The sequence below is a fragment of the Halomonas sp. KAO genome (genome assembly GCF_015595025.1).
Lineage (GTDB): Bacteria > Pseudomonadota > Gammaproteobacteria > Pseudomonadales > Halomonadaceae > Halomonas.
This window is the reverse complement of record NZ_JADNRL010000024.1, coordinates 65,283-88,407: the sequence shown is the minus strand read 5'-3', so window position 1 is coordinate 88,407 and position 23,125 is coordinate 65,283. Positions and strand designations below refer to the sequence as shown.

20 protein-coding genes are annotated in these 23,125 nt (G+C 67.1%); 4 read left to right on the top strand and 16 right to left on the bottom strand.

What is annotated here, in order from left to right:
- The first annotated feature begins 74 nt into the window (after positions 1-74).
- On the top strand, positions 75-2,090 hold the full coding sequence (mnmC, locus tag IOC61_RS11385; RefSeq protein ID WP_195688931.1) for a bifunctional tRNA (5-methylaminomethyl-2-thiouridine)(34)-methyltransferase MnmD/FAD-dependent 5-carboxymethylaminomethyl-2-thiouridine(34) oxidoreductase MnmC: 2,016 nt from the start codon (positions 75-77) through the stop codon (positions 2,088-2,090).
- A gap of 77 nt (positions 2,091-2,167) precedes the next feature.
- On the opposite strand, the gene IOC61_RS11380 is transcribed toward mnmC, so the two are convergent.
- The 13 genes from IOC61_RS11380 to ccmA all read right to left on the bottom strand — a co-directional run bounded on the left by IOC61_RS11380 (position 2,168) and on the right by ccmA (position 16,926).
- Positions 2,168-2,437, bottom strand: a complete 270-nt coding sequence (locus tag IOC61_RS11380; protein WP_195688930.1) for a YheU family protein — start codon at positions 2,435-2,437, stop codon at positions 2,168-2,170.
- A complete protein-coding gene (ligA, locus tag IOC61_RS11375) occupies positions 2,434-4,503 on the bottom strand; it encodes an NAD-dependent DNA ligase LigA (RefSeq protein WP_195688929.1) in 2,070 nt (689 codons plus the stop codon). Before ligA ends, IOC61_RS11380 begins: the two co-directional genes overlap by 4 nt.
- A gap of 135 nt (positions 4,504-4,638) precedes the next feature.
- The gene (zipA, locus tag IOC61_RS11370; protein WP_195688928.1) at positions 4,639-6,069 is read right to left on the bottom strand and encodes a cell division protein ZipA; all 1,431 of its coding nucleotides are present in this window, start codon (positions 6,067-6,069) and stop codon (positions 4,639-4,641) included.
- Positions 6,070-6,294: 225 nt separating this feature from the next.
- Positions 6,295-9,786, bottom strand: a complete 3,492-nt coding sequence (gene smc, locus IOC61_RS11365; protein WP_195688927.1) for a chromosome segregation protein SMC — start codon at positions 9,784-9,786, stop codon at positions 6,295-6,297.
- 19 nt (positions 9,787-9,805) lie between these two features.
- Positions 9,806-11,056, bottom strand: coding sequence for a c-type cytochrome biogenesis protein CcmI (ccmI, locus tag IOC61_RS11360; RefSeq protein WP_195688926.1), 1,251 nt, complete (start codon positions 11,054-11,056; stop codon positions 9,806-9,808).
- The gene (locus IOC61_RS11355; RefSeq protein WP_195688925.1) at positions 11,053-11,535 is read right to left on the bottom strand and encodes a cytochrome c-type biogenesis protein; all 483 of its coding nucleotides are present in this window, start codon (positions 11,533-11,535) and stop codon (positions 11,053-11,055) included. The genes ccmI and IOC61_RS11355 overlap by 4 nt, the downstream gene beginning before the upstream one ends.
- Entirely contained in the window at positions 11,526-12,059 is a 534-nt protein-coding gene (locus IOC61_RS11350; RefSeq protein WP_195688924.1) for a DsbE family thiol:disulfide interchange protein, read from the bottom strand. The genes IOC61_RS11355 and IOC61_RS11350 overlap by 10 nt, the downstream gene beginning before the upstream one ends.
- Entirely contained in the window at positions 12,056-14,050 is a 1,995-nt protein-coding gene (locus IOC61_RS11345) for a heme lyase CcmF/NrfE family subunit (protein ID WP_195689128.1), read from the bottom strand. The genes IOC61_RS11350 and IOC61_RS11345 overlap by 4 nt, the downstream gene beginning before the upstream one ends.
- Positions 14,051-14,076: 26 nt before the next feature.
- Complete coding sequence (gene ccmE, locus IOC61_RS11340; RefSeq protein WP_195688923.1) at positions 14,077-14,580, bottom strand: cytochrome c maturation protein CcmE; 504 nt, start codon at positions 14,578-14,580, stop codon at positions 14,077-14,079.
- Positions 14,570-14,788, bottom strand: coding sequence for a heme exporter protein CcmD (gene ccmD, locus IOC61_RS11335; protein WP_195688922.1), 219 nt, complete (start codon positions 14,786-14,788; stop codon positions 14,570-14,572). The genes ccmE and ccmD overlap by 11 nt, the downstream gene beginning before the upstream one ends.
- Positions 14,788-15,528, bottom strand: coding sequence for a heme ABC transporter permease (locus IOC61_RS11330; RefSeq protein ID WP_132042913.1), 741 nt, complete (start codon positions 15,526-15,528; stop codon positions 14,788-14,790). The genes ccmD and IOC61_RS11330 overlap by 1 nt, the downstream gene beginning before the upstream one ends.
- 29 nt (positions 15,529-15,557) lie before the next feature.
- On the bottom strand, positions 15,558-16,295 hold the full coding sequence (gene ccmB, locus IOC61_RS11325; RefSeq protein WP_420706341.1) for a heme exporter protein CcmB: 738 nt from the start codon (positions 16,293-16,295) through the stop codon (positions 15,558-15,560).
- Positions 16,282-16,926, bottom strand: coding sequence for a cytochrome c biogenesis heme-transporting ATPase CcmA (ccmA, locus tag IOC61_RS11320; protein ID WP_195688921.1), 645 nt, complete (start codon positions 16,924-16,926; stop codon positions 16,282-16,284). Before ccmA ends, ccmB begins: the two co-directional genes overlap by 14 nt.
- 190 nt (positions 16,927-17,116) lie before the next feature.
- On the opposite strand from ccmA, the gene lexA reads away from it, so the two are divergent.
- Both lexA and IOC61_RS11310 read left to right on the top strand, forming a co-directional pair.
- On the top strand, positions 17,117-17,611 hold the full coding sequence (lexA, locus tag IOC61_RS11315) for a transcriptional repressor LexA (protein ID WP_195688920.1): 495 nt from the start codon (positions 17,117-17,119) through the stop codon (positions 17,609-17,611).
- Positions 17,611-18,231, top strand: a complete 621-nt coding sequence (locus tag IOC61_RS11310; protein WP_195688919.1) for an IMPACT family protein — start codon at positions 17,611-17,613, stop codon at positions 18,229-18,231. The genes lexA and IOC61_RS11310 overlap by 1 nt, the downstream gene beginning before the upstream one ends.
- 100 nt (positions 18,232-18,331) lie before the next feature.
- Here the strand turns inward: IOC61_RS11310 and IOC61_RS11305 are convergent, their stop codons facing one another.
- From IOC61_RS11305 to IOC61_RS11295, 3 genes are read right to left on the bottom strand one after another with little or no spacing between them, the layout of a single operon-like run.
- The gene (locus tag IOC61_RS11305; protein ID WP_195688918.1) at positions 18,332-19,654 is read right to left on the bottom strand and encodes a sodium ion-translocating decarboxylase subunit beta; all 1,323 of its coding nucleotides are present in this window, start codon (positions 19,652-19,654) and stop codon (positions 18,332-18,334) included.
- Positions 19,655-19,664: 10 nt separating this feature from the next.
- Positions 19,665-21,515 (bottom strand): sodium-extruding oxaloacetate decarboxylase subunit alpha, encoded by a 1,851-nt coding sequence (gene oadA / locus IOC61_RS11300; protein WP_195688917.1) that lies wholly within the window; start codon positions 21,513-21,515, stop codon positions 19,665-19,667.
- A gap of 54 nt (positions 21,516-21,569) precedes the next feature.
- Positions 21,570-21,827, bottom strand: coding sequence for an OadG family protein (locus IOC61_RS11295; RefSeq protein ID WP_195688916.1), 258 nt, complete (start codon positions 21,825-21,827; stop codon positions 21,570-21,572).
- A gap of 181 nt (positions 21,828-22,008) precedes the next feature.
- Here IOC61_RS11295 and IOC61_RS11290 point away from each other — a divergent pair, with 181 nt between their 5' ends.
- A complete protein-coding gene (locus tag IOC61_RS11290) occupies positions 22,009-23,010 on the top strand; it encodes a tRNA dihydrouridine synthase (protein WP_195689126.1) in 1,002 nt (333 codons plus the stop codon).
- Positions 23,011-23,125: the final 115 nt, after the last annotated feature.

Sequence of the window (23,125 nt, the reverse complement as noted above, 5' to 3'; positions counted from 1 at the left end):
GCCTGTCGCCAGCCCCCTGATACCGGCTCCGCGGCGCAATCGATCAAATATTGAACACGTCTCCGGAGCTTCCCGTGACTGCCGCCCCCGATGGCCTGCCGCCTCTCGCCGCCCTCGATAACGCCCGTCTCGACTGGCGCAACGATGCAAGCGGCGAGGCAGCCCCCCACTCTCCCGCCTTCGACGATGTCTACTTCTCTCGCCATGATGGTCGCGCCGAGACCGAACATGTCTTCGTCGCCGGCAACCGCTTGCCGGAGCGCTTCAGGGAGTGGCTGGAGCCGCGCCCCTTCGTGATTGGCGAAACCGGCTTCGGGACCGGGCTCAACATGCTGTGTGCCTGGGCCTGCTTCGAGGCCCACGCGGCGCCGGCGGCTCGACTGCATCTGGTGTCCACCGAGAAGTTCCCGCTCGACCGCGCCGACCTGGCCCGGGCGCTGGCCGCCTGGCCCGATCTGGCGAAGCGCAGCGAGAGGCTGGTGGCGCAGTGGCCCGAGCCGGTGGCCGGCGTGCACCGGCTATGGCTCGATGAGCGCGTCACCCTCGACCTGCATCTGGGCGATGCCGCCGAGCGGCTGTCACTGCTCGACGGCCGGGTCGACGCCTGGTTCCTGGATGGCTTCGCCCCGGCGAAGAACCCCGAGATGTGGCAGCCGGCACTGTTCCAGGCGATGGCGGCTCGCTCCCGACCGGGGGCCACCTTCGCCACCTTTAGCTGCGCCGGCGTGGTCAAGCGCGGCCTGGCGGCGGCCGGCTTCACCTGGCACAAGGCACCGGGCTTCGGGCGCAAGCGAGAGATGCTGTGCGGCGAGATCGCCGAGCCCCCCCGCGATGAACGCCGGCGACAGACTCCCTGGTTCACCCCGCCGGCGCCCCGGCCACCTCGCCGAGTCGCGGTCATCGGTGCCGGCATCGCCGGCGCCAGTGCCGCCGCCGCCCTGGCCAGGCGCGGCATCGCCGTGACCCTGATCGACCGCCTCGAGCGTGCCGAACTGAAAGCCACGCATCTGCAGGGCGCGCTCTACGTCAAGCTGGCCGCCGACACCAATCGACAGAGCCGTACCTATCTGGCCGGGCTGCTGAATAGCCGCCGCTGGCTGGCCTGGCTCGACCCGCAGCAGTCGCTATGGCGGGCGAGCGGCGTGCTGCAGCTGGCCCTGAACGACAAGGAGCAGGCGCGCCAGACGCGCTTCCTGGCCAACCATCCTCTCCCCGAGAGCGTGGTGAGAGGAGTGGACGCCGCGGGAGCCAGCGCCGCCGCCGGCATCAGGGTCGATGCCCCGGCCCTGGACTACCCCGGTGCCGCCTGGGTCAGGCCCATGGAGCTCTGCATACGCCTGGCGGAAACGCCAGGCATTACTTTCCGCCGCGGCGAGGTCGCGGCGCTGCGACGACGGGAAACCGGCTGGAGACTGGAGATGCGCGACGGCGAGCCCATCGAGGCCGACCAGGTCATCGTCGCCGGCGCCGCGGAAACCGCCGCCTTCGAGCAGACCGCTTCTCTTCCCCTGCAGCCGGTTCGCGGGCAACTCAGCCAGCTCCAGCTGCCCCCAGGGGCACCCCGGCTGGGGCGCGTGGTCTGCGCCGGAGGCTATGTGCCACCGGCGGCGGAGGGTGTGCTCAACATCGGCGCCACCTTCACCCCCGGCGATACCGACACGACCCCTCGCGAGGGCGACCATCGCGCCAACCTGGAGGAGCTGGAGCGTGGCCTGCCCCACTTCGTCGCCGCCCTGCGCGACGCCGGCACCGACCTCTCCCCGGAGCGGTTCCGTGCCCTGGTGGGGGTGCGTGCGGCGAGCCCCGACAAGACCCCCTACTGCGGGCCCATGCCCGACGCCGCTGCCTGGCGGGAGGAGTATGCCGTGCTGGCCAAGGACGCCACCCGCATTCCCGAGGCACTCGGGCGGCACCATGCGGGGCTCTGGGTCAGCACCGCCCACGGCTCCCGCGGCCTGGCCAGCGCTCCGCTATGTGCCGAGCTACTGGCCTCGCGGATCTGCGACGAGCCGCTGCCCCTGGAGCAGCCCCTGGCGGACCATCTACATCCCGGCCGGCGCCTGATACGCGACCTGATTCGTGGAAAGTGATCGCCCATCCTCTTGAACGCCGGGGCGTCACAGGACTCTCGCCGGTGGAAGGCAACACATCGCCCAGATGTCGGAGACTACCCCTCCTCATCGTCGGCGAGATCACGCCCGAAGGCCCGCCACTGGGCCAGGGTCATCACCTCGGTGCTCTCCGTCCTGAGGTCATGGGCGATGATCAGCTCGCTGCGCTCCAGCTGGCGCTTGAGTTCGGCCACCCAGCCACGCATGCCCTCGCCGGTGTCGGTGGTGTCGTAGCCCTGGCGAGTAACGAAGGCCTCCAGCAGGGCATCCAGGGTCTCCGCCGGCAGCATCCGGTAGGGCACCTCGATAAAGCGGTCGCCGCTCATGCCTCGCCCTCCTCGTTCTTATCCGTGGCGACATCGCCGGCTTCCCAGGCAGCCAGCTGCGCCAGGAAGGCCGCCTCATCCAGTACCGGCACCCCGAGCTGCAGCGCCTTGTCGAGTTTGCTGCCGGCGGCCTCGCCGGCCACCAGGCCGGCGGTCTTCCTCGAGACGCTGCCCGCCACCTTGGCCCCCAGCGCCTGCAGGCGCTCCTTGCCCTGATCGCGGGTCATGCTCTCCAGGGTGCCGGTCAGCACCCAGGTCTGCCCGACCAGGGGCCGAGGACGTTCGACGACGGTCTCCTCCTGCCAGTGCAGGTCACAGGCGATCAGGTCATCGATGGTCGCGCGGTTATGCGGCTGGCGAAAGAAGGTATGAACATGGGCGGCAACGATGGGCCCGACATCCTCGACTCCCTCCAGGGCCTCGCGTTCAGCCGCCATCAGTGCCTCCAGGGTGCCGAAATGCCGCGCGAGGCTGGCCGCGGTGGCTTCCCCCACCTCGCGGATGCCCAGGGCGTAGATAAAGCGAGCCAGGGTCGTCGCCTTGGCCCTCTCCAGGGCCTCGACCAAGTTCTCGGAGGACTTCTTGCCCATGCGCGGAAGCGTGGCCAGCGTCTCGGCCCGCAGGCGAAAGAGGTCCGCCGGGGTGGCGACCCAGTCCCGCTCGACCAGGCCATCGATCAGCTTCTCGCCGAGACCGTCGATATCCAGCGCCCGGCGTGAGGCAAAATGCTTGAGGGCCTCCTTGCGCTGGGCGGGGCAGTAGAGCCCGCCGGAGCAGCGCGCTACCGCCTCGTTCTCCAGGCGCTCGATCTGCGCATCGCACACCGGGCAGCGCTCGGGGAAGACAATTGTCCTGGCATCCGCCGGTCGCTTCTCCTCGATCACCCGTGCCACCTGCGGGATGACATCACCGGCACGCCGAATAACGACGGTATCGCCGATCATCACCCCGAGCCTGGCGATCTCGTCGGCGTTGTGCAGGGTGGCGTTGGAGACGGTAACTCCCGCCACCGAGACCGGCTCCAGGCGGGCCACCGGGGTGATGGCCCCGGTGCGCCCGACCTGAAACTCGACATCGTTGAGCCGCGTGGTCTGCTCCTGGGCCGGAAACTTGAAGGCGATCGCCCAGCGTGGCGCCCGGGCCACGAATCCCAGCTCACGCTGCAGACGCAACGCATCGACCTTGATCACTACGCCGTCGATGTCGTAACCGAGCGAGTCACGCTTCTCGCCGAGCCGGCGACAGTAGTCGACCACCCCCGCGGCGCCCTGGACCACCTCGAGCTCGCTGCTGGTGCGGAAGCCGAAGTCGCCCAGATGGGCCATCAAGCCGCTATGGGTGGCGTCACCCGGGTCGGGCTCGACGCGGGCCACCTGATAGGCGCTGAAGGTCAGCGGGCGGGTGGCGGTCACCTTGGGGTCGAGCTGGCGCAGGCTGCCGGCGGCGGCATTGCGTGGGTTGGCGAAGACCTTGGCGTCATCCACCCGGGCGCGCTCATTCATCGCCTCGAAGTCGGCATGGGAGATGATCACCTCGCCGCGCACCTCGAGCAGGGCTGGCGGTGTGTCACCCCGCAGCCGCAACGGTACCGAGCGCAGGGTGCGCAGATTGGAGGTGATCCCCTCGCCGGTACGGCCGTCGCCGCGGGTGGCCCCGCTGACCAGCTCCCCCGAGGTATAGACCAGGGATACCGCCGCACCGTCCAGCTTGGGCTCACAGCAGAAGGCGATCGAGGCGGCATCGCGCTCCAGGCGCTCGGCCACTCGCCTGACGAAGGCCTCCAGCTCCTGCTCGTCGAAGGCGTTGTCCAGCGACAGCATGGGCACCGCATGCTCGACCTCGGGAAACCCTGCTTCCGGGGGGGCGCCCACCCGCTGGGTCGGCGAGTCCGCCGTCACCAGCTCGGGATGCTCGCTCTCGATCTGCTGCAAGCGACGCAGGCGACGGTCGTAATCGGCATCGGTCAGGCGAGGGTCATCGAGGACATAGTAGCGATAGTTGGCATCGTCGAGTTCGGCGCGCAGCCGCTCGACCTCTTCGCGTAGCTTCGAGTCAAGCTGGGTCATGGAATTCCGTGTCTGGGTCTATCGCGGGGGCCTCGGCGCGCGAGGCGGAGATGATCGCCTAGCTTACCAAAGCAACAACCCTCGTGGGGCCTACCTCACGAGGGTTGTCGGTCATGCGGCGAGCGCCTCTCGGCGTTAATTCACCTGATAACGGTGCAGGCGGTTGCGACGCACGAAGTCCTGAACGCGCTGTCGGGCGAACTCCACCGTCTGGGCGGTCATCACGCTCTGGTGCTCGTCCTTCAGCTCGCCGCCCAGGTGGCGCACGATGACCATGGCGGTCTCGACCATCGCCTCGAAGGCGGCACCGCTGTCCTCGGCTCCCGGCAGCGGCATCAGCAGCGTGATGCCCGGCGTGCGGAAGTCATCGATCGCCTCGATGGGGAAGGTTCCGGGCTTGACCACATTGACCATGGAGAACTGCAGACGGCTCTCGGGGTCCTCGGTCTCGAAGCGATGGAAGATGCCCATCTCGCGATCGTAGCGCAAGCCACAGGCAAGCATCAGGTCGAGCAGGGCGGTACCGGAGAACCCCTCCTCCTCTCGGGCCATGACCGAGATGACGATGATCTCCTCGGCCTGGCTGAGCGTCAGTCGGGCATGCTCCGCACTCACATCGTGGCGCAGCGCCTTCTCCAGCACCGGATGGACACGCACCTTGTCGCTGTGACGGGATGCCTCGAACGCCTCCTCCTCGGCGGATACCACCGCCGCATCGTTCGCTTCGGCCTCAAGGCGACGGCGCTCGGCATCACGGGCAGACTCCACTTCTGCCTGGGCCTGACGCCTGTGCTCGGCATCATCGGCCAGCTTGCGTGCCTTCTCTTCCTTGCGAGCCTGCTCTTCCTTGCGCTCCTCCTCGCGTCGCGCCCTCTCCGCACGCTTCTGCTCGCGGCGCTCGGCCAGGTTCTTCTGCAGCGAGGCACCGAAGCGCTGCACCGAGACCCCCATGCGCTTCGAGCCGCTCTTCAGGGAGTCCCCCATGCCGTCGAAATCCACCAGGCGATAGTGCTCGTCATCATCGGCACCGGCATGATCCTGTGGGTCGGCAGCCAGAGGCTCTCTGGAACGCGGGGCGGGGGCAGCGGGGCCGGCATCCGCCCGCCCCTCTTCGGTAGCGGAAGCACCCTGGGAGGTCTCATCCAGCGCGGAAAGCGTCGGCTCAAGACGCTCCTCCGTCTGATAGTCTCCCTGTGTGCCGATACTGCCGGCTGCCGTCGCCCTCGGCTCGGCAATCTCCGCCTCGGACTCTCTCTCATGAGAGGCACCAGCCTTCCAGCTGGAAAGCACACGCGACGGGCCAGGATGCTCCTGGCGCACCAGCTTGGGTTTGGGCTGCACATGACCGTAGTCCGCGGGCCTGACGACTCGCGCCCCTCCATTGGGCAGTTCCCAGTTGATTTCGGCCTTGCGGGCCGCTTCGTCGGGGTCGGTGCTGAGGGCGTCCTCCGCCACCTCATCGAGGCGTGGGGTTCGTCGCTGACGCTGCAGGCGTCGCGCTCCATCCACCACGATAAGGGTTACCAGCGCCAACCCCAGGATGATCAGCCACTCTCTAAGTTCCATGGATCGTCAGCCTTTCGCTAGGGCGCCATGCCAAGTGTTTGTTCGTCACCAGCATAGCGCGATTGCCGAAAAAGGGGCTACTTTTTTTATTTGTCAAGCATCGGTGATATATCAAGACAAGCTTGACTGGCCCCACGCAATCGCCTTTCGATGATTTCCCTGCTTCCATGCACTGCAACATGTGATGCTTCCTTGTTACCCCTTTTCGGCGCTTCCTTCAAGCGCTCAAGCTTCGGCCAGCGCCGCGGCCTCCTCGACATCCACCGCTACCAGTCGTGAAACCCCCGGCTCCTGCATCGTCACTCCCATCAATCTCTCGCCGGCCTCCATGGCAATCTTGTTGTGGGTGATGTAGATGAACTGCACGCTCTCGGACATCTCCTTCACCAACCGGGCATAGCGCCCCACATTGGCATCGTCCAGGGGGGCATCCACCTCATCGAGCATGCAGAAGGGGGCCGGATTGAGCTGGAAGATGGCGAATACCAGCGACAGGGCCGTCAACGCCTTTTCCCCCCCCGACAGCAGATGAATGGTGCTGTTCTTCTTGCCCGGGGGCCGCGCCATGATCGCCACCCCCGTCTCCAGCAAATCCTCACCGGTCAGCGTCAACCACGCGGTCCCGCCACCGAAGACTCTGGGAAAAAGCGACTGCAGCCCGGTATTGACTCGCTCAAAGGTGTCGCGGAATCGGCTGCGGGTTTCCTGATCGATGCGGCGAATGGCGCGATCGAGGGTCTCCAGCGCCTCGTTCAGCTCGGCGTGCTGCGCCTCCAGGTAGTCGCGGCGCTCGGCCTGCTGGTCATACTCCTCGATGGCCGCCAGGTTGATGGCACCCAGGCGACGAATGCGCTCGGCGAGCTGCTCCAGGCGTGCCTGCCAGGCAGACTCGGTGGCGGCGGGATCCAGCGTCTCGGCCAGCTGGCGCTCGTCATGCCCCAGCTCCCGCAGCTGCTCATCCTGCCCCTCGGCCTTGAGATGCAGCGCCTGAACCTGCATACGCGACTCCTGCAAGCGCTCGCGGATACCCTCCAGGGCCCGCTCGTGGGACTGGCGCGCCTGCTCGTCCTCGCGCAGCCTCTCGACCAGCTCGGCGGCACGCGCGCGCACCGCATTGAGACTACGCTCCTCACGCTCGCGGCGGTCGAGCAGCTCCTCCAGGCGCTCACGACGCTCCTCCTCCGGCTCGCTGAGCATCTCGCGCTCCTCTTCCAGCTCCGCGAGGCGCTCCTGGAGTCGTTGACGGCTCTCGCCGGCACGCTCCCGTTGCTCGGCCAGGCCGGCTCGCTCGGCCACCAGGCGTTCCTGCTCCAGTGCCAGGCGCTGCAACTGTTCGGCCAGGGGGCGCTGCTGCGCGCGCAGGCTAGCCAACCGCTCGCGTGCCGCCTGGCGCTCTCTCTCCAGCCGCTCACGGTGATCGGCGCCAGCCTCCAGGCGCTCCATGGCGGCCTGCCACTGCTCGCGCACCTCGTCGATGGCCAGGCGGGCCTCTTCGCGTGACTCCTCCAGGCCGGCGAGCTCCTCCGCCAGCTCTGCGGAGCGCCCCTGCAGATGCTCCAGCCGACTGCTCAGGCCACTATCCTGGACGGCGAGCTGCTGATAGCGTCGTTCGAGGTCGCGCTCCGCCTGGCGACACGCCTCGAGATCGGCCTCGGTTCGCTCGGCGCGCTCATTGGCCGATGTCAGGCTTGCCTCATGATCGGCCAGACGTGCCTCGACCCGGTCGAGCGCCTCGCGGACCTCTCCCTGTCGACGCCGGCTCACCAGCAGGGCATCCGGGCCATCGCCGCTGACACGCTGACGCGCCCAGCCACGACCCAGCCACAGGCCATCGGCGGTGATCAGGCTCTCCCCTGGCCCCAGCTCATCACACCGCCTCCAGGCCTCATCGCGACTTTCGACACAGCGCACCGCCGCCAACCACTGGGCGGCGGCCCCAGCACCCTCCACCTTGGCGGCCAGGCTCTCTGGTGCGACCTGGGGCTCGTTCGCGTCGATCAACCCCAGCTCCCCCGGTGTGGCCACCAGGGCCTCGAGGCGCCCCTCGAGGGAGGCGACCCGGGCGCGCAGCCAGGGGGCCAATACCCAGGAGGCGACCGCCTCCCAGCCGGGGGCCACCGTGAGGCACTCGCCGAGGCGCGGCGCCTCTCCAAGGCCATGTTCGGCGAGATGCGCCTCCAGGGCATCATCATGGTCGGCGAGCCCCGCCTCGATCAGCGCCTCCAGCGAGGCCAGCTCACCGGTCAGCTCGCTGCGCGCCTGGCGCTCCTCCTCGCGACCGGCTTCTGCGGCGCGCGATGCCTCACGGGCCACCTCTCGGGCATCGGCGAGGACCTCGCGACGCCCCTCGAGAGCCTCGCGCTCGAGCTCGATTTCGGCCAGCTGTTCGGCGAGCTCATCGCGCTGGGCGGTCAACGCCTGGAGATCGGGCAGCTCCTGCTGCTGCTGGCGGCGTCGCGCCAGGTCGGCATCGAGCCCCTCCAGACGCGACTCCAGCTCGCGCAGTCGATCCTGGCAGCGCTCGGCGTCCCGACTCTGTTCGCGCCAGCGATCGCCGAACGCCTCCCAGGCAGCGTCGGCCTCCTGGGCCTCGGGCTCGGCCTCCTCCAGGGCGGCTTCGAGCTCCTCGAGACGCTCGGCGAGCTCTTCCCGCTCGGGAGCAAGGCTCGCCAGGCGCTCATCCAGGCTGACCAGGCGCTCGCCATCGTTCTCGCCGAGGCGGTCGAGGTCGGCGAGCTCACGGCGCGCCGCCTCGAGGTCACGGGCCAGCTGAGCATCACGGGTACGGCCATGCTCCAGATCCTGCTCCAGGCGGGCAATGGCGGTGGTGGTCTCGAAGAATCGCGACTGTTCGGCGTCGAGTTCGGAAGCGAGGCGATCGTGGTCGGCCCGTGCCTCTTCCAGGCGGGTCTCGCACTGGCGCAGCCCCAGCACCTCGCGCTCCACGGCGGTCTCGAGCTCGGCGACGCGGCTCTCCTCCTCGCCCTGGCTGGCCCGCAGGGCCCGTGCGCGCAGCAGGGCCAGCTCGCCCTTGACGCGATGCTCGTCATTCTTGAGCTGCTGGTAGCGGCGCGCCGCCTCGGCCTGACGCTTCAGGCGCTCGAGCTGCTTGTCGAGCTCCTCCCGGATATCCTCGAGACGCTCGAGGTTCTCCTGGGTGCGCCGCATGCGGTTCTCGGTCTCGCGGCGCCGCTCCTTGTACTTGGAGATGCCCGCCGCTTCCTCGAGGGTGGCGCGCAGCTCCTCGGGGCGCGCCTCGATCAGCCGTGAAATCATGCCCTGGCCGATGATCGCGTAGGAGCGTGGGCCGAGCCCGGTCCCCAGGAAGAGGTCGGCAATATCCCGGCGCCGGCACTTCTGGCCGTTGAAGAAGTAGCTCGACTGCCCTTCGCGGGTCACCTGGCGCCTAACCGCGATCTCGGCATACTGGGCATAGGGGCCTCCCATGGCCCCGTCACGGTTGTCGAAGTGCAGCTCGATGGCGGCCTGTCCCACCGGCTTGCGGCCGGTGGAGCCATTGAAGATGACATCGGCCATGGACTCGCCACGCAGGGTCTTGGCCGACGACTCGCCCATCACCCAGCGCACGGCGTCAATGATATTGGACTTGCCGCAGCCATTGGGCCCGACGATGGCGGTCATGTTGCTGTCGAAGGGGACCGTGACCGGATCGACGAAGGACTTGAAGCCCACCAGGCGTATCGATGTCAGACGCATCGGCGGCTGCCCCACCGACTCATTCGACGACGCGATCGATCACGACCTCGACCGGCTCGCCGTCGATCTCCTCCACGGCCACGCCGGTACGCTCGCCGAACATGTCCCCGGCCTGAGGCGTGGCCTGCCCGCTCGACGAGACACGAACCACCAGCCGCGCTTCATCCACCTGTGCAAGACTGGCCTGGGGCGACATGGCATGGCGACGATCGAGCACCAGCTCGGCCGGCAGATCACCCAGCGTCAGGCGTGCCACGGCCAGTGGCGGCAGTTCGCCGGCCATGTCCCGGGCCACCACGAACACCGCGGTCGTGTCGTCGAGACGGCCGACGAGTTCATCATCCAGGCGCACTCGGGCGAGGATGCCCGGACCCTGGGGCTCGGCGTCGGCCAGCGGGGCACCCTCGGGCGTCTGACCGAGGCGCTGCTGGGCGATCTGAATACCCTGGCGCAGGGCCTCGCCGGTAGCGGGATCGTTCATGCCGGCGATGGCGCGCCGCCAGTTGTCGATGGCTTCCTGGTAGGCACCGCGATCGAAGGCCTCGATGCCCAGCATGCCGAGCACCGTGGGTTCGCTCGAGTTCTTCTCCAGGGTCTCGTCGACCAGCGACTGGACCCGGTCGGTCAGCCGGCGGCCGGCGACGAAGAACTCGATCTGGGCCAGCTGTGCCAGCAACGCGGGCTGCCGGCCCTCGATCTCGATCAGCCGTTCCAGGGCCTCGATGGCCTGCCGGCTCTGGCCGCCGTCGCGATAGAGGGGGAACAGCATGCCCCAGACATTGGGGTTGTTCGGCTGACGGGCGGCCTGCTCCTCGAGACGCTCGACCAGCATCTGCGCCGAGCCCTCGGGATGGGTCATGACCTCCCTCTGCACCGCAAGCAGCGCCAGGTCGCCCTCGGCCCCCTCCTGCTGATACCACAGCACACTGGCCACCACGACCCCAAGCATCACCAGCGGTACCACCAGGCGACCGGCGGCCGACGGCTTGAGCGGGGCGCGCTTGAGGCGCTCGGTATCCTCGAGCAGGCCACGCTCGAGTGCCAGGCGATCCTCCTCGTAGCTCGCCTCGTCGATATCGCCACGTTCGAGGGCCGCCTCCAGGGAGGCGAGGCGGCGCTGGTAGATGGCCACGTTCTGCTCGGCCGAGCGGTCGTTGACCTCATGATCGCGCTGGGCATCGTGCAGCGCGCGAGCTCGCTTGAGCGGCGCCACCAGCAGCCACAGGGCCGGCAGCAACAGTAGGGCGAAGGCGATCCACAGCAGGGTCATTCGATTCTCTCGCGGTTGATCAGGGCATCCAGACGGGCGCGCTCCTCGGCGGAGAGGGCCCTGTTGGAGGCGTTGCGACGGGCGCGCACCAGCAGGCCCACCAGTACCAGGCCAAGCAGGCCCAGGACCGCGGGCAGGCCCCATAACAGGAAGGTGCGCCCCTCGAGGCGCGGGTTATAGAGCACATAGTCACCGAAGCGCTCCACCATATAGCTCCGAATCTCGAAATCGGCCCGCCCATCCATCAGCAGCTGATAGACGCGGTCGCGCATATCCCCGGCAACGGGGGCATCGGAGTCATTGATCGCCTGGTTCTGGCAGGTCGGGCAGCGCAGAGAGGCGGTGATATCGCGATAGCGCTCCTCGAGCACCGGGTCATTAAACTCGCGCACCTCGATGGCGGCGGCCTGTACCAGCCCGGCCACCAGCAGCAGGGCCAGGGTTGTCGCCAGGATCAACGAACCTCGCATCAACGCCATTGTTCCACCTCCGGAAGGACCGCCTCGGCAACATCGTTGGGCGCGATGTAGCCGGTGTGGTGATAGCGAATCACCCCGTCGCCATCCACCAGGAAGGTCTCGGGGGCACCGTAGACTCCAAGCTCGAAGGCCAGCTCGTTATCGGGATCGAAGATATTGACCTCGAAGGGATCCCCGAACTCCTCGAGAAAGCCCAGCGCCTTCTCTCGGGTATCCTTCCAGTTGACGCCGACCAGGCGTATGCCATGGCGCTCGGCGAGGTCGAGCAGTTGCGGCATCTCACGCTTGCACTCGGGACACCACTCGCCCCAGACATTGACCAGGGTCAGTTCGCCGGTGGTCAGCAGGTCGCGGTCGACCCGGCGTTCGGGCGCCTTGAGGGTCGCCAGATCGAACTCGGGAAAGTCACGCGCCATCAATGCCGACTCGCGATGGAAGGGGTTCAGGGAGAGCCCCTGATAGAGAAACACCGCCAGGGCCAGGAAGCCGGCGAGCGGCAGCAGCAGAAGCAGTCGACGATTCATGCCTTGGCCTCCCGTCTGATCGTGTCGAGCGCCCGGGACTCGGGGTCGGGCGCGGTGGCCAGTCGGCGATAGCGCTTGTCGGCCACCGCCAGCACACCCCCGAAGGCCATCAGCAGCCCTCCCAGCCACAGCCAGCGAACAAAGGGCTTGTACTGCACCCTCAGCGCCCAGCTGCCGTCTCCCAGGTCCTCGCCCATGGCCACGTAGAGGTCACGCAGGAAACCGGGGCGCAGCGCCACCTGGGACATCGGCATGCGCGTCGCCAGATAGAGGCGCTTCTCGGGATTCATCATGAAGCTGCGCCGGCTACCCTCCCGCTGTACCGAGATATTCGCCCGGTCGGCCACGAAGTTGGCTCCCTCACGATGGGAGAGCTCGTTCATGGTGAAGGTGTAGCCCGCCACTTCGACGCTGTCGCCCGGGGCCATGCGCACGTTCTGCTCGGTGCTGTAGTTGGAGACCACTGCCACACCGACGATAGTCACCGCGACCCCCAGATGGCCAAACTGCATGCCCCAATAGGCCAGTGAGAGCTTCTTCAGCCCGGCCCCCAGGGAGCTTGCATTGCGGGTCTTCTCGAACAGATCACGCAGCATCGGCAGCACGATCCACAGCGCCGCCACCAGGCCCAGGGCGACCGCCGGGCTCCACCGCTCGGCAAACAGCAGCGGCAGCGTGCCTCCCAGCACCACGGCCCCCACGGCGGCGAGCCATAGCCGACTGACCAGCAGGCGAACCGGCGTCTGCTTCCAGCGCGCCACCGGCCCCAGCCCCATAAACAGCGCCAGCACCAGCGTCAGCGGCACGAAGAGTGCGTTGAAGTAGGGAGGGCCGACGCTGATCTTGCCCAGATCCAGGGCGTCGAGCAGCAGCGGATAGACGGTGCCCATCAGCACGGTGATCGTCATGATCACCAGCAGGATGTTGTTGATCAGCAGCAGGGCATCCCGGGAGAGCCAGGTGAAGCCCACCTTGTGGCCGACTCGCGGCGCGCGCAGCGCGAACACCAGCAGTGACAGGCCCACGGTGATGCCCAGCAGCATCAGGATGAACTGGCCGCGGGTGGGGTCATTGGCGAAGGCGTGCACCGAGGTGAGCACCCCGGAGCGCACCAGGAAGGTGCCCAGCAGCGACAGCGAGAAGGTGAAGATCGCCAGCAGCAGCGTCCAGCTCTTGAAGGCGCCACGCTTCTCGGTCACCGCCAGGGAGTGCATCAGCGCCGTGCCGGTCAGCCAGGGCAGCAGCGAGGCGTTCTCCACCGGGTCCCAGAACCACCAGCCCCCCCAGCCCAGCTCGTAGTAGGCCCACCAGCTGCCCAGGGCGATGCCCACGGTCAGAAAGGCCCAGGCGAGGTTGGTCCAGGGTCGGGCCCAGCGTGCCCAGGCGGCATCCAGGCGCCCCCCCAGCAGGGCGGCAATGGCGAAGGCGAAGACCACCGAGAAACCCACATAGCCCATGTAGAGCATCGGCGGGTGCATGATCAGACCGATATCCTGGAGCAGCGGGTTGAGGTCGGCACCATCGCCCGGCACGTTGGGCAGCAGACGCTCGAAGGGGTTCGAGGTGATCAGCACGAAGGCCAGGAAGCCCATGCCGACCAGGCCCAGCACTCCCAGCACCCGCGCCACCATGTCGCGAGGCAGCTCGCGGGAGAAGCGTGCGGCGAAATAGCCCCAGGCCGCCAGCAGCAGGCTCCACAGTAGCACCGAGCCCTCGTGGTTGCCCCATACGGCACTGAGCTTGTAGTACCAGGGCAGCATGGAGTTGGAGTTGTTGGCCACGTTGGCCACGCTGAAGTCGTCCAGCATGTAGCTGGCCGTCAGGCAGGCGTAGGCGATGGCCACGAACAACAGCTGCCCGGCCGCCATGGGGCGAGCGTAGGCCATCCACATCGGGCGGCGGGTGGCCGCTCCGGCCAATGGCAGCACACCCTGCACGGTGGCCATCAGCATGGCGATCACCAGGGCATAGTGGCCGATCTCGGGGATCATCAGGATCTGCATGGGGTCTCCGCTCGTTACTGGCTGGCGCCTTGCTGCTTGGCGTCGATTCGTGCGCCCATTTCGGCGGCCTTGGCCTGGTAGTCCTCCGGCGCGTAGCCGGCTTCTTCCAGGGCCTGGGCCACCTCGGGGGGCATATAGTTCTCGTCGTGGCGCGCCAGCACCTGGTCGGCGCGTAACCATCCTTCGGGTTGCAGTTCACCGACCACCACCACCCCCTGTCCCTCGCGGAACAGGTCGGGAAGAATGCCGCTGTAACGGACCTCGAGATCATCGACGTAGTCGGTCACCATGAACTCGACGTCGAGACTCTCCGGGTCCCGGGCCACGGTGCCCTCCTTGACCATCCCGCCGGCCCGGATCTGGCGCTCGAGAGGCGCGTCTCCGGCGGCGATCTGGACCGGGCTGAAGAACAGGTTGATATTGCTGCGCAGGGCATAGAGGGTCAGCCCCACGGCGATTGCCGCCAGTGCGATCAACCCCAGCGACAGATAGAGCTTCTGCCTGCGTTTAGGCCTCATGGCGTTCTCCCCCCGTACGATGTGAAGTCTGGTTTGTAGCGGCCTGGCGGCGATGGCGACGCTGGAGCATACGCAGCAATCGACGGCGCTCCGCCCTGGCATGCAACACGATGCCGATCAGCAGGGCGCCGGTCACGCCCCAGCTGGCCCATACATAGGGGGCATGCCCCCCCATGGCGAGAAAGTCCTGGAAGGAGTCGAAAGCCATCAGCCCTGCTCTCCGGCGATGTCGCGCACCCAGCGCTTGTTCGATTCACGGCGCAGGATCTCGCTGCGCGTGCGCATCAGGGTGACGGCGATAAAGAAACAGTAGAAACCCAGCACCATGATCAACAGCGGCGCCCACATCTCCATCGGCATCGCCGGGCGCGAGGTCACGCTGAAGGTGGCCGGCTGGTGCAGGGTGTACCACCAGTCCACCGAGTACTTGATGATCGGGATATTGATCACCCCGACCATGGCCAGCACCGAGGCCGCCCGCGAGCCGCTGTCACGACTGGAGAAGGCGCCACGCAGGGCGATGACGCCCAGGTAGAGGAACAGCAGGATCAGCATCGAGGTCAGGCGTGCATCCCACATCCACCAGGTCCCCCAGGTGGGCACGCCCCACACCGCCCCGGAGAACAGCGCGATAAAGGTCATGGCGGCGCCCAGCGGCGCCATCATCGCCGCCGCCATGTCGGCGACCTTGATCTTCCAGACCATGAAGATCAGCCCCGCCACCGCCATGCTGACGAAGATCGACTGGGCCAGGAAGGCCGCCGGCACGTGTACGTAGATGATGCGGAAGCTGTTGCCCTGCTGATAGTCCTGCGGAGCGAAGGCCAGTCCCCAGACGCTGCCCGCCAGGATCAGCACCACGGCGGCGGTCCAGAACCACGGCATCAGGCGTGCGCTGATACCGTAGAACCATTTGGGCGAACCAAGCTTGTGAATAAAGGACCAGATCTTGCCCATTGCGCCTCTCGCTTGAACATTCAACCGTTGATGCTGATGCGCAGCGAGGCCGCGATCGCCCAAGGGGCCAGCATCAGTGACAGGGCCAGCAGGGCCCCGAGGATCGCCAGGTGCGCCGCGGCGCCATCCCCCATGATCGCCGCCTGCACGGCCCCGGCGCCGAAGATCAGCACCGGGATATAGAGTGGCAGCACCAGCAACGACAGCAGCACCCCACCGCGTGACAGCCCGACAGTGAGTGCCGCGCCGATGGCTCCGATCAGGCTCAGGCTGGCGGTGCCCAGGGCCAGGGAAAATGCCAGGGTCAGGTAGCTCCCCGACGGCAGTGCCAGCATGATGCCCAGCAGCGGCGCCATCAGTGCCAGGGGCAGGCCGGTCAGCAGCCAGTGTACCGCCACCTTGGCGAGCCCCAGCATGGCCAGCGGTTGCGGGGTCAGCAGCAGCTGCTCGAGGGAGCCATCTTCATAGTCGCTGCGAAACAGGCTATCCAGAGACAGCAGTGCCGCCAGCAGCGCCGCCACCCACAGCAGCCCGGGGGCGATGGTCGACAGCAGCTCCGGGTCCGGCGAGATGCCGATCGGGAACAGGGTGATCACCAGGGCGAAGAACACCAGTGGGTTGAGCACCTCGCTGCGCCGGCGCATCAGCAGGGTCAGGTCGCGCTTGAGTGTCGCCCAGACTGCGACCAGCAGACCGCCGCGAGGTTCCCCGTCGCTGCCCTGCCGACCCTCGCTCATACGCGTGTCAATGCTCGGCATCCTGTCCTCCCCGGCCGAGACGAATATGCCGCAGCTGCTGCGACGCCTTGAGCTCATGATGGGTGGTCACCAGCACACACCCGCCCGAGCGGGTATGTGCCACGAGACGAGCCTCGAGCGCCGCAACGCCTTCTCGGTCGATGGCGGTAAAGGGTTCATCGAGTACCCAGAGCGGCCGCGGCGTCAGCTCCAGCCGGGCCAGCGCCACCCGGCGCTGTTGCCCGGCGGAGAGCTGGCCGGCGGGTAGATCCTCGAAGCCGGCCAGCCCCACCGCTTCCAGGGCCGCCAGTCGTGCCGCCTCCTGAACCGGCTCACCGGCCAGCGCCTGGTACCAGGCGAGGTTCTCGAGCGGCGTCAGGGCCGCCTTCACGCCCGGGGCATGCCCCAGGTAGAGCAGGTTCTCGAGAAAGGCCTGTCGCGCCTGGCGCATCGGACGCTCGTTCCAGAATAGCTCTCCCTGGTAGTCGGCGAGCTGCCCGGAGAGGATCTTGAGCAGGGTGGTCTTGCCGCTGCCGTTGGGGCCCTCCACGCGCACGATCTCGCCCCCTCGAATATCGAGGTCGAGACCCTCGAACAGCCACCGGTCATCCCGTTCACAGGCCAGGTCACTAGCTTGCAGGCGCAGGGTCAAGACACACTCCGGTGGATGGGTAGTTTGGCCCGAGACTCTACACGTAAAGCCCATTTCCTGCCAGAGAGGGGCACCGCGGCAGCCGGTCGCAGTTGACGTGCATCAAGCGCATCGTCGAACCCCCACCTTGCCAGATTCAGCGTCCCTGCTATGCTCCCTAGGCACTGTATGTTTCAACAGGAGATATACCATGTTCGAGGCCAGCACGCGGTACATGATACGTCGCCCCAACCGGCGCCTCGCCGAGGCGTGGTCGCCTTGCCCCCTTCCCGGTGACTCCCAGGACGAGAGCCAGGCAATGGTCGACATCCCCCTGCTGGGTAGCGTCGCGGCGGGGATGCCCATCGAGGCCTGCCCCAGCGTCAGCCATATTCGCGTTCCTCGTCGCATGGTACGTCGCAATACCTACGCCCTGCGCGTACGCGGAGACTCCATGGTGGAGTGCAATATCTTCGACGGGGATGTCATCATTATCGAACAGTGCGAGAGTGCCGAGAATGGCGAGACCGCGGTGGTAATGATCAATGATCAGGAGGTCACCCTGAAGAAGCTCTATATCGAAAAGTCCGGCGTGCGCCTGCAACCCGCCAACCGGCAGATGGCCCCCATCTTCCTGAAGAACAGCGATATCCAGGTGCTGGGGATGGTGATGGGCGTGGTACGTCAGGGCGAGCTGGCCGCCTGATGCGTTACCCGGCACCCGATCTGCCCCGCGGCGAATGGCAGGAGAGCGAACTGGAGGTGGAGAGGAGCCGCTTTATCACCTGGCTCAGCCATGCCCCGACCATCGCCGACTTCGAGGCGCTGCTTGCACTGGCGCGCGAGCGCCACCCCGGCGCCAGCCACCACTGCACCGCCTTTATCGCCGGACCTCCCGGAGAGCAGGCGGCCATTGGCTTCTCCGATGATGGCGAACCCGGCGGAACCGCCGGGCGCCCCATGTTTCAGGTACTCGAGGGCTCCGGGCTGGGCCAGGTGGGCTGCGTGGTCATCCGCTACTTCGGCGGCACCAAGCTAGGCACCGGCGGACTGGCCCGAGCCTACGCCCAGGCGGTCTCCCAGGCACTGGAGGCACTGCCCCGTCGCGAAGTGGTCGAGCGTACACCCCTGAGGCTCCGGGTCGACTTCTCGGGCGAAGCCGAGGCGCGTGGCTGGCTAGCCGAGCGCAATATTCCGGTGGAAGAGGCCGATTACGCCGCCGACGGTGTCTGGCTGACCGTCGGCTGGCCGAGTGATGTCGACGTCGACTTGAGCCCGCTGTCCTCGCGGCTGCGAGGTAACCTCGAGATTCTCGCCGACGATTGACCCGAGCTCGAAAAAACAGTCGGGCAGGTGTTCGGGAAGGCATTCGAGAAAAAAGAAAGGCGCCCGCAGGCGCCTTTCACTCGCATGGCCGATGCCATCATCAGCCGAGGTACTTGATCATCACCCCCGCGGCCACCGCCGAGCCGATGACACCGGCCACATTGGGCCCCATGGCATGCATCAGCAGGAAGTTGTGCGGGTTCGCCTCGAGCCCCACCTTGTTGGAGACCCGGGCCGCCATCGGCACCGCCGAGACACCCGCCGAGCCGATCAGCGGGTTGATCGGAACACGACTGACCGCGTTTAGCAGCTTGGCCATCAGCACGCCGGCGCAGGTGCCGATTCCGAAGGCCACGATGCCCAGGGCCAGGATCCCGAGGGTCTCCACGGCCAGGAAGCTGTCGGCCATCAGCTTGGAGCCCACCGAGAGGCCCAGGATGATGGTGACGATATTGATCAGGGCATTCTGTGCCGTATCGGAGAGGCGCTCCACCACCCCGCACTCGCGCATCAGGTTACCGAAGCAGAACATCCCCAGCAGCGGCGCCGCATCGGGCAGGAAGAAGGCGACCAGCAGCAGGATGGCGATGGGGAAGGCGATCTTCTCGCGCTTCGACACCGGCCGCAGCTGGGTCATGGTGATCTCGCGCTCCTTCTGGCTGGTCAGCAGCCGCATGATCGGTGGCTGGATCAGCGGCACCAGTGCCATGTAGGCGTAGGCCGCCACGGCGATCGCCCCCAGCAGCTCCGGGGCCAGCACGCTCGACACATAGATCGAGGTGGGGCCGTCGGCGCCACCGATGATGCCGATGGCGGCGGCCTGGTTGAGCGAGAAGTCCATCACCCCCAGCGATGAGAGCCCCACCGCCCCGAACAGGGTGGCGAAGATGCCGAACTGCGCGGCCGCCCCCAGGAACAGGGTACGCGGATTGGCCAGCAGCGGCCCGAAGTCGGTCATCGCCCCCACGCCCATGAAGATGATCAGCGGAGCGATACCGGAGGCGATGGCGACCCTGTAGAAGCTGTAGAGCATGCCGTCACCGTAGCCGACACTGGCCGCCACATCGCGTCCCGCGCGCAGCGCATCCGCCGTGGCCTCCTCCTCGACCACCCCCTTGAGGAGTTCGCGCCACGCCTCGGCGCTGGCCTGAGGGTCGAGGGCCACCCCGAGGGCCCCGGCGATCCGCTCCAGCACCGCCGGCTTGGCCACCTCGATGGCCTGGTCCAGCGCCGACAGCGCCAGGCCCGCCTCGGGAATATTGGCCAGAATGCCACCGAAGCCGATCGGTACCAGCAGCAGCGGCTCGAATTTCTTGGCGATGGCCAGATAGAGCAGCAACATGCCGACCAGAATCATCACGGCCTGGCCCGGGGTCAGGTTATAGACCCCCGAGCCGTACCAGAGTGTCAGTAGTTTCTCCATGACAGGACCCTTAGAGCTCGATCAGCACGTCACCGACGGCGACGCTGTCGCCCTCGCCGACCTTGACGGCGGAAACGGTGCCGGCGCTTGAGGCACGCACCTCGGTCTCCATCTTCATCGCCTCGAGGATGATCACCACATCCCCTTCGGCGACGCTGTCACCCTCACGCACGTTGACCTTGAAGATATTGCCGGCCAGGGGGGCACTGATCGTCTCGCCGGGCGACGCTTCGCCGGGCGACGCTTCGCCGCTCGCGGCAGGGGCGGCGGCAGCCGGTGCGGCCTGCTCCTGAATGGCCCCGACCTCGCCGCCTTCGGCGACCTCGACCACGTAGGCCTTGCCGTTGACCTTGACGGTGTAGGTCTCGGGACCGGCGGCCGGCGCCTTGGGCTCTGCCCCGCCCTTCCGTGAAGCGGCCGGCAGCTTGGCGCCGGCATCGGGGCTCTCACTGCCTGGCGCCTGGGGGGCCGGCTCGAAGGCGTCGGGGTTATCGCGGTTGGCGAGGAACTTCAGGCCGATCTGGGGAAAGAGCGCATAGGTCAGCACGTCGTCGATCTCGCGCTCGCCTTCGGCCAGGCGGATGCCGTCGGCCCTGGCCTTCTCCTTGAGCTCGGCGGTCAGCCTGTCCATCTCGGGACTCAGGTTGTCGGCCGGACGGCAGGTGATCGGCTCGCCCCCTTCCAGCACGCGTGCCTGCAGCTCCTTGTCGAACGGCGCCGGGGCGGCACCATACTCGCCCTTGAGCAGCGCCTGGACCTCCTTGGAGATCGACTTGTAGCGCCCCCCCATCATCACGTTCATCACCGCCTGGGTGCCGACGATCTGGGAGGTGGGCGTCACCAGCGGGATAAAGCCCAGGTCCTCGCGCACGCGCGGTATCTCCTGGAGGACGTCGTCGAGCTTGTCGCCGGCCCCCTGCTCCTTGAGCTGGCCCTCCATGTTGGTGAGCATGCCGCCCGGCACCTGGGCGATCAGGATGCGTGAATCGATGCCCTTCAGCGAGCCCTCGAAGGCGGCGTACTTCTTGCGCACCTCGCGGAAATAGGCGGCGATCTCCTCGAGCAGCTCGAGGTCCAGGCCGGTGTCGCGCTCGCTGCCCTGGAGAATGGCCACCACGGATTCGGTGGGGCTGTGACCGTAGGTCATGGACATCGAGGAGATGGCGGTATCGACGTTGTCGATGCCCGCCTCGGCGGCCTTGATGGCGGTCGCGGTGGACATGCCCGTGGTGGCATGACACTGCATGTGGATGGGGAGGTCCACGGCCTTCTTGAGCCTGGAGACCAGCTCATAGGCATCGTAGGGCTTGAGCAGTCCCGCCATGTCCTTGATGCAGAGTGAGTCGGCACCCATGTCGGCGATGGTCCTGCCGAGCTCCACCCAGCCATCCAGGGTGTGTACCGGGCTCACTGTATAGGAGAGCGTGCCCTGGGCGTGACCCTCGACCTTGCGCACCGCCTGAATGGCACGCTCCAGGTTGCGCGGGTCGTTCATGGCATCGAAGACCCGGAAGACATCGACGCCGTTGGTCCTGGCGCGCTCGACGAAGCGATCGACCACATCGTCGGCGTAATGGCGATAGCCAAGCAGGTTCTGGCCACGCAGCAGCATCTGCTGGGGAGTATTGGGCATGGCGGCCTTCAACGCCCGTATCCGCTCCCACGGATCCTCGCCGAGGTAGCGGATACAGGCGTCGAAGGTGGCACCGCCCCAGGATTCCAGCGACCAGAAGCCGACACGGTCGAGCTTCTCGGCGATGGGAAGCATGTCATCCAGGCGCATGCGGGTAGCAAACAGCGACTGGTGGGCGTCGCGCAGGACGACATCGGTAATGCCCAGCGGGCGAGCGTTGTCAGTCATGGGGTGACCTTGGCGTTGTGGATGGTGGTAGGAAAGAAACCGGAGATGGAGGGGTCAGCGACGACGGCGGCGGCGATAGCGATGCACCGCGGCGGAAATCGCCACCATGACATCCTCGTCCTGACTCGCCTGTGAGGCTGCGCGGCCGCGTGTCGACGGCACCGCCGGCGTCACGGGCTCGGGGAAGAAGCGACCGATAAACTTCGACATCAGGGTGGTCACAATGACTAGCAAGGTAAGAAAAACAAAAACAAAGCCCATGCCCAGGGCCATGAGGGACAGTCCCTCCTCCAGAAGCTGCATATCCTGCATTGGGCGCCTCCCTTGTGAATGGTCCGCCACCACCGGCGCTGTCACGCCATGCTGGGTGGCTTGCGTAGAATCTGCAATGGTATAACCTGCCAGGTTGTCGACAAATTGCAATGGGGTCATGGTGGAAGTCAGCGTTGTTAATTTACTACAAGATACTCCCGGGCGCCTCGGCCTGGCCCCCATGGAGGGCGTCATCGACGCCGATACCCGAGCCCTGCTGACCCGGCAGCCGGGCTTCGACTGGGTGGTCACCGAGTTTGTCCGCGTGGTCGATGCCCGCCTGCCCCCGCGGGTCTTCTACAAGCACTGCCCCGAACTGCAGTACTCCCCCAGGACGACCCCCTCGGGCGTACCGGTCCAGCTGCAGCTGCTCGGCTCCGACCCCGCGGCCCTGGCCGCCAACGCCGCCCAGGCATTGCGCCTCGGCGCCATCGGCATCGATCTCAACTTCGGCTGCCCGGCCAAGCTCGTCAATCGTCATGATGGCGGCGCCTCGCTGCTGCGCGACCCGCGGCGAGTGCATGCCGCGGTTGCCGCCGTCCACGAGGCGGTGGGCCACCGCATCCCGGTGACCGCCAAGATTCGCCTGGGGTTCGCCGACCGCCGTCTGGCGCTGGCCTGTGGCCGCGCCGCCCAGGCCGGTGGCGCCCGGCACCTGGTGGTGCACGGCCGCACCCGCGAAGAGGGCTATCGCCCACCGGCCCACTGGGAGTGGATCGGCCGCATACGACGCGACCTCACCATTCCGGTGATCGCCAACGGTGATATCTGGGCTCTCGAGGACTACTGGAAGGCTCGCACACTCTCCGGCTGTCGACATGTCATGCTAGGCCGTGGTGCCCTGGCCGATCCCTGGCTGGCGGCCCGCATTCGCCACTGGCACCTCACCGGTGAGCGGCTGGCAGTCACGCCCTGGGCGGCACGCGCAGAGATCCTGCACGAGTTCGCGACCCTCAAGCGCAAGACCCTTCCCGAACGCATCGTGGCCTCGCTGATCAAGCAGTGGCTCAATCATATGCGCCGGGCAGACGCCGAGGCGGCTCGCCGTTTTCAGCGAGTCAAGCGACTCACCCTGCTCGACGAACTGCTCGAGGGACTGCGGACAGACAGTGCGGAGCCAGCCAACCCTGCTCCAAGCCTGGCAGGCGCGGCGGCGGGGCAAGCTGACGCCACTGCAGGATAGACAGACACTATCTCAGGAAAGAAAGGCATTAACCGAGGAAACAAAGGCACTATTGCAGGAAAGAAAGACGCTGAGGAAGGCAAAAAAAGAGGCGCACGTCGCAATGGCGACGGCG

What these genes read in the sequence shown, in the direction of transcription:
- IOC61_RS11380 (WP_195688930.1), bottom strand. Translation starts at nt 2,437, where the DNA reads ATGAGCGGCGACCGCTTTATCGAGGTGCCCTACCGGATGCTGCCGGCG.
- ligA (WP_195688929.1), bottom strand. Translation starts at nt 4,503, where the DNA reads ATGACCCAGCTTGACTCGAAGCTACGCGAAGAGGTCGAGCGGCTGCGC.
- zipA (WP_195688928.1), bottom strand. Translation starts at nt 6,069, where the DNA reads ATGGAACTTAGAGAGTGGCTGATCATCCTGGGGTTGGCGCTGGTAACC.
- smc (WP_195688927.1), bottom strand. Translation starts at nt 9,786, where the DNA reads ATGCGTCTGACATCGATACGCCTGGTGGGCTTCAAGTCCTTCGTCGAT.
- ccmI (WP_195688926.1), bottom strand. Translation starts at nt 11,056, where the DNA reads ATGACCCTGCTGTGGATCGCCTTCGCCCTACTGTTGCTGCCGGCCCTG.
- IOC61_RS11355 (WP_195688925.1), bottom strand. Translation starts at nt 11,535, where the DNA reads ATGGCGTTGATGCGAGGTTCGTTGATCCTGGCGACAACCCTGGCCCTG.
- IOC61_RS11350 (WP_195688924.1), bottom strand. Translation starts at nt 12,059, where the DNA reads ATGAATCGTCGACTGCTTCTGCTGCTGCCGCTCGCCGGCTTCCTGGCC.
- IOC61_RS11345 (WP_195689128.1), bottom strand. Translation starts at nt 14,050, where the DNA reads ATGATCCCCGAGATCGGCCACTATGCCCTGGTGATCGCCATGCTGATG.
- ccmE (WP_195688923.1), bottom strand. Translation starts at nt 14,580, where the DNA reads ATGAGGCCTAAACGCAGGCAGAAGCTCTATCTGTCGCTGGGGTTGATC.
- ccmD (WP_195688922.1), bottom strand. Translation starts at nt 14,788, where the DNA reads ATGGCTTTCGACTCCTTCCAGGACTTTCTCGCCATGGGGGGGCATGCC.
- ccmB (WP_420706341.1), bottom strand. Translation starts at nt 16,295, where the DNA reads ATGCCGAGCATTGACACGCGTATGAGCGAGGGTCGGCAGGGCAGCGAC.
- lexA (WP_195688920.1), top strand. Translation starts at nt 17,117, where the DNA reads ATGTTCGAGGCCAGCACGCGGTACATGATACGTCGCCCCAACCGGCGC.
- IOC61_RS11310 (WP_195688919.1), top strand. Translation starts at nt 17,611, where the DNA reads ATGCGTTACCCGGCACCCGATCTGCCCCGCGGCGAATGGCAGGAGAGC.
- IOC61_RS11305 (WP_195688918.1), bottom strand. Translation starts at nt 19,654, where the DNA reads ATGGAGAAACTACTGACACTCTGGTACGGCTCGGGGGTCTATAACCTG.
- oadA (WP_195688917.1), bottom strand. Translation starts at nt 21,515, where the DNA reads ATGACTGACAACGCTCGCCCGCTGGGCATTACCGATGTCGTCCTGCGC.
- IOC61_RS11295 (WP_195688916.1), bottom strand. Translation starts at nt 21,827, where the DNA reads ATGCAGGATATGCAGCTTCTGGAGGAGGGACTGTCCCTCATGGCCCTG.
- IOC61_RS11290 (WP_195689126.1), top strand. Translation starts at nt 22,009, where the DNA reads ATGGAGGGCGTCATCGACGCCGATACCCGAGCCCTGCTGACCCGGCAG.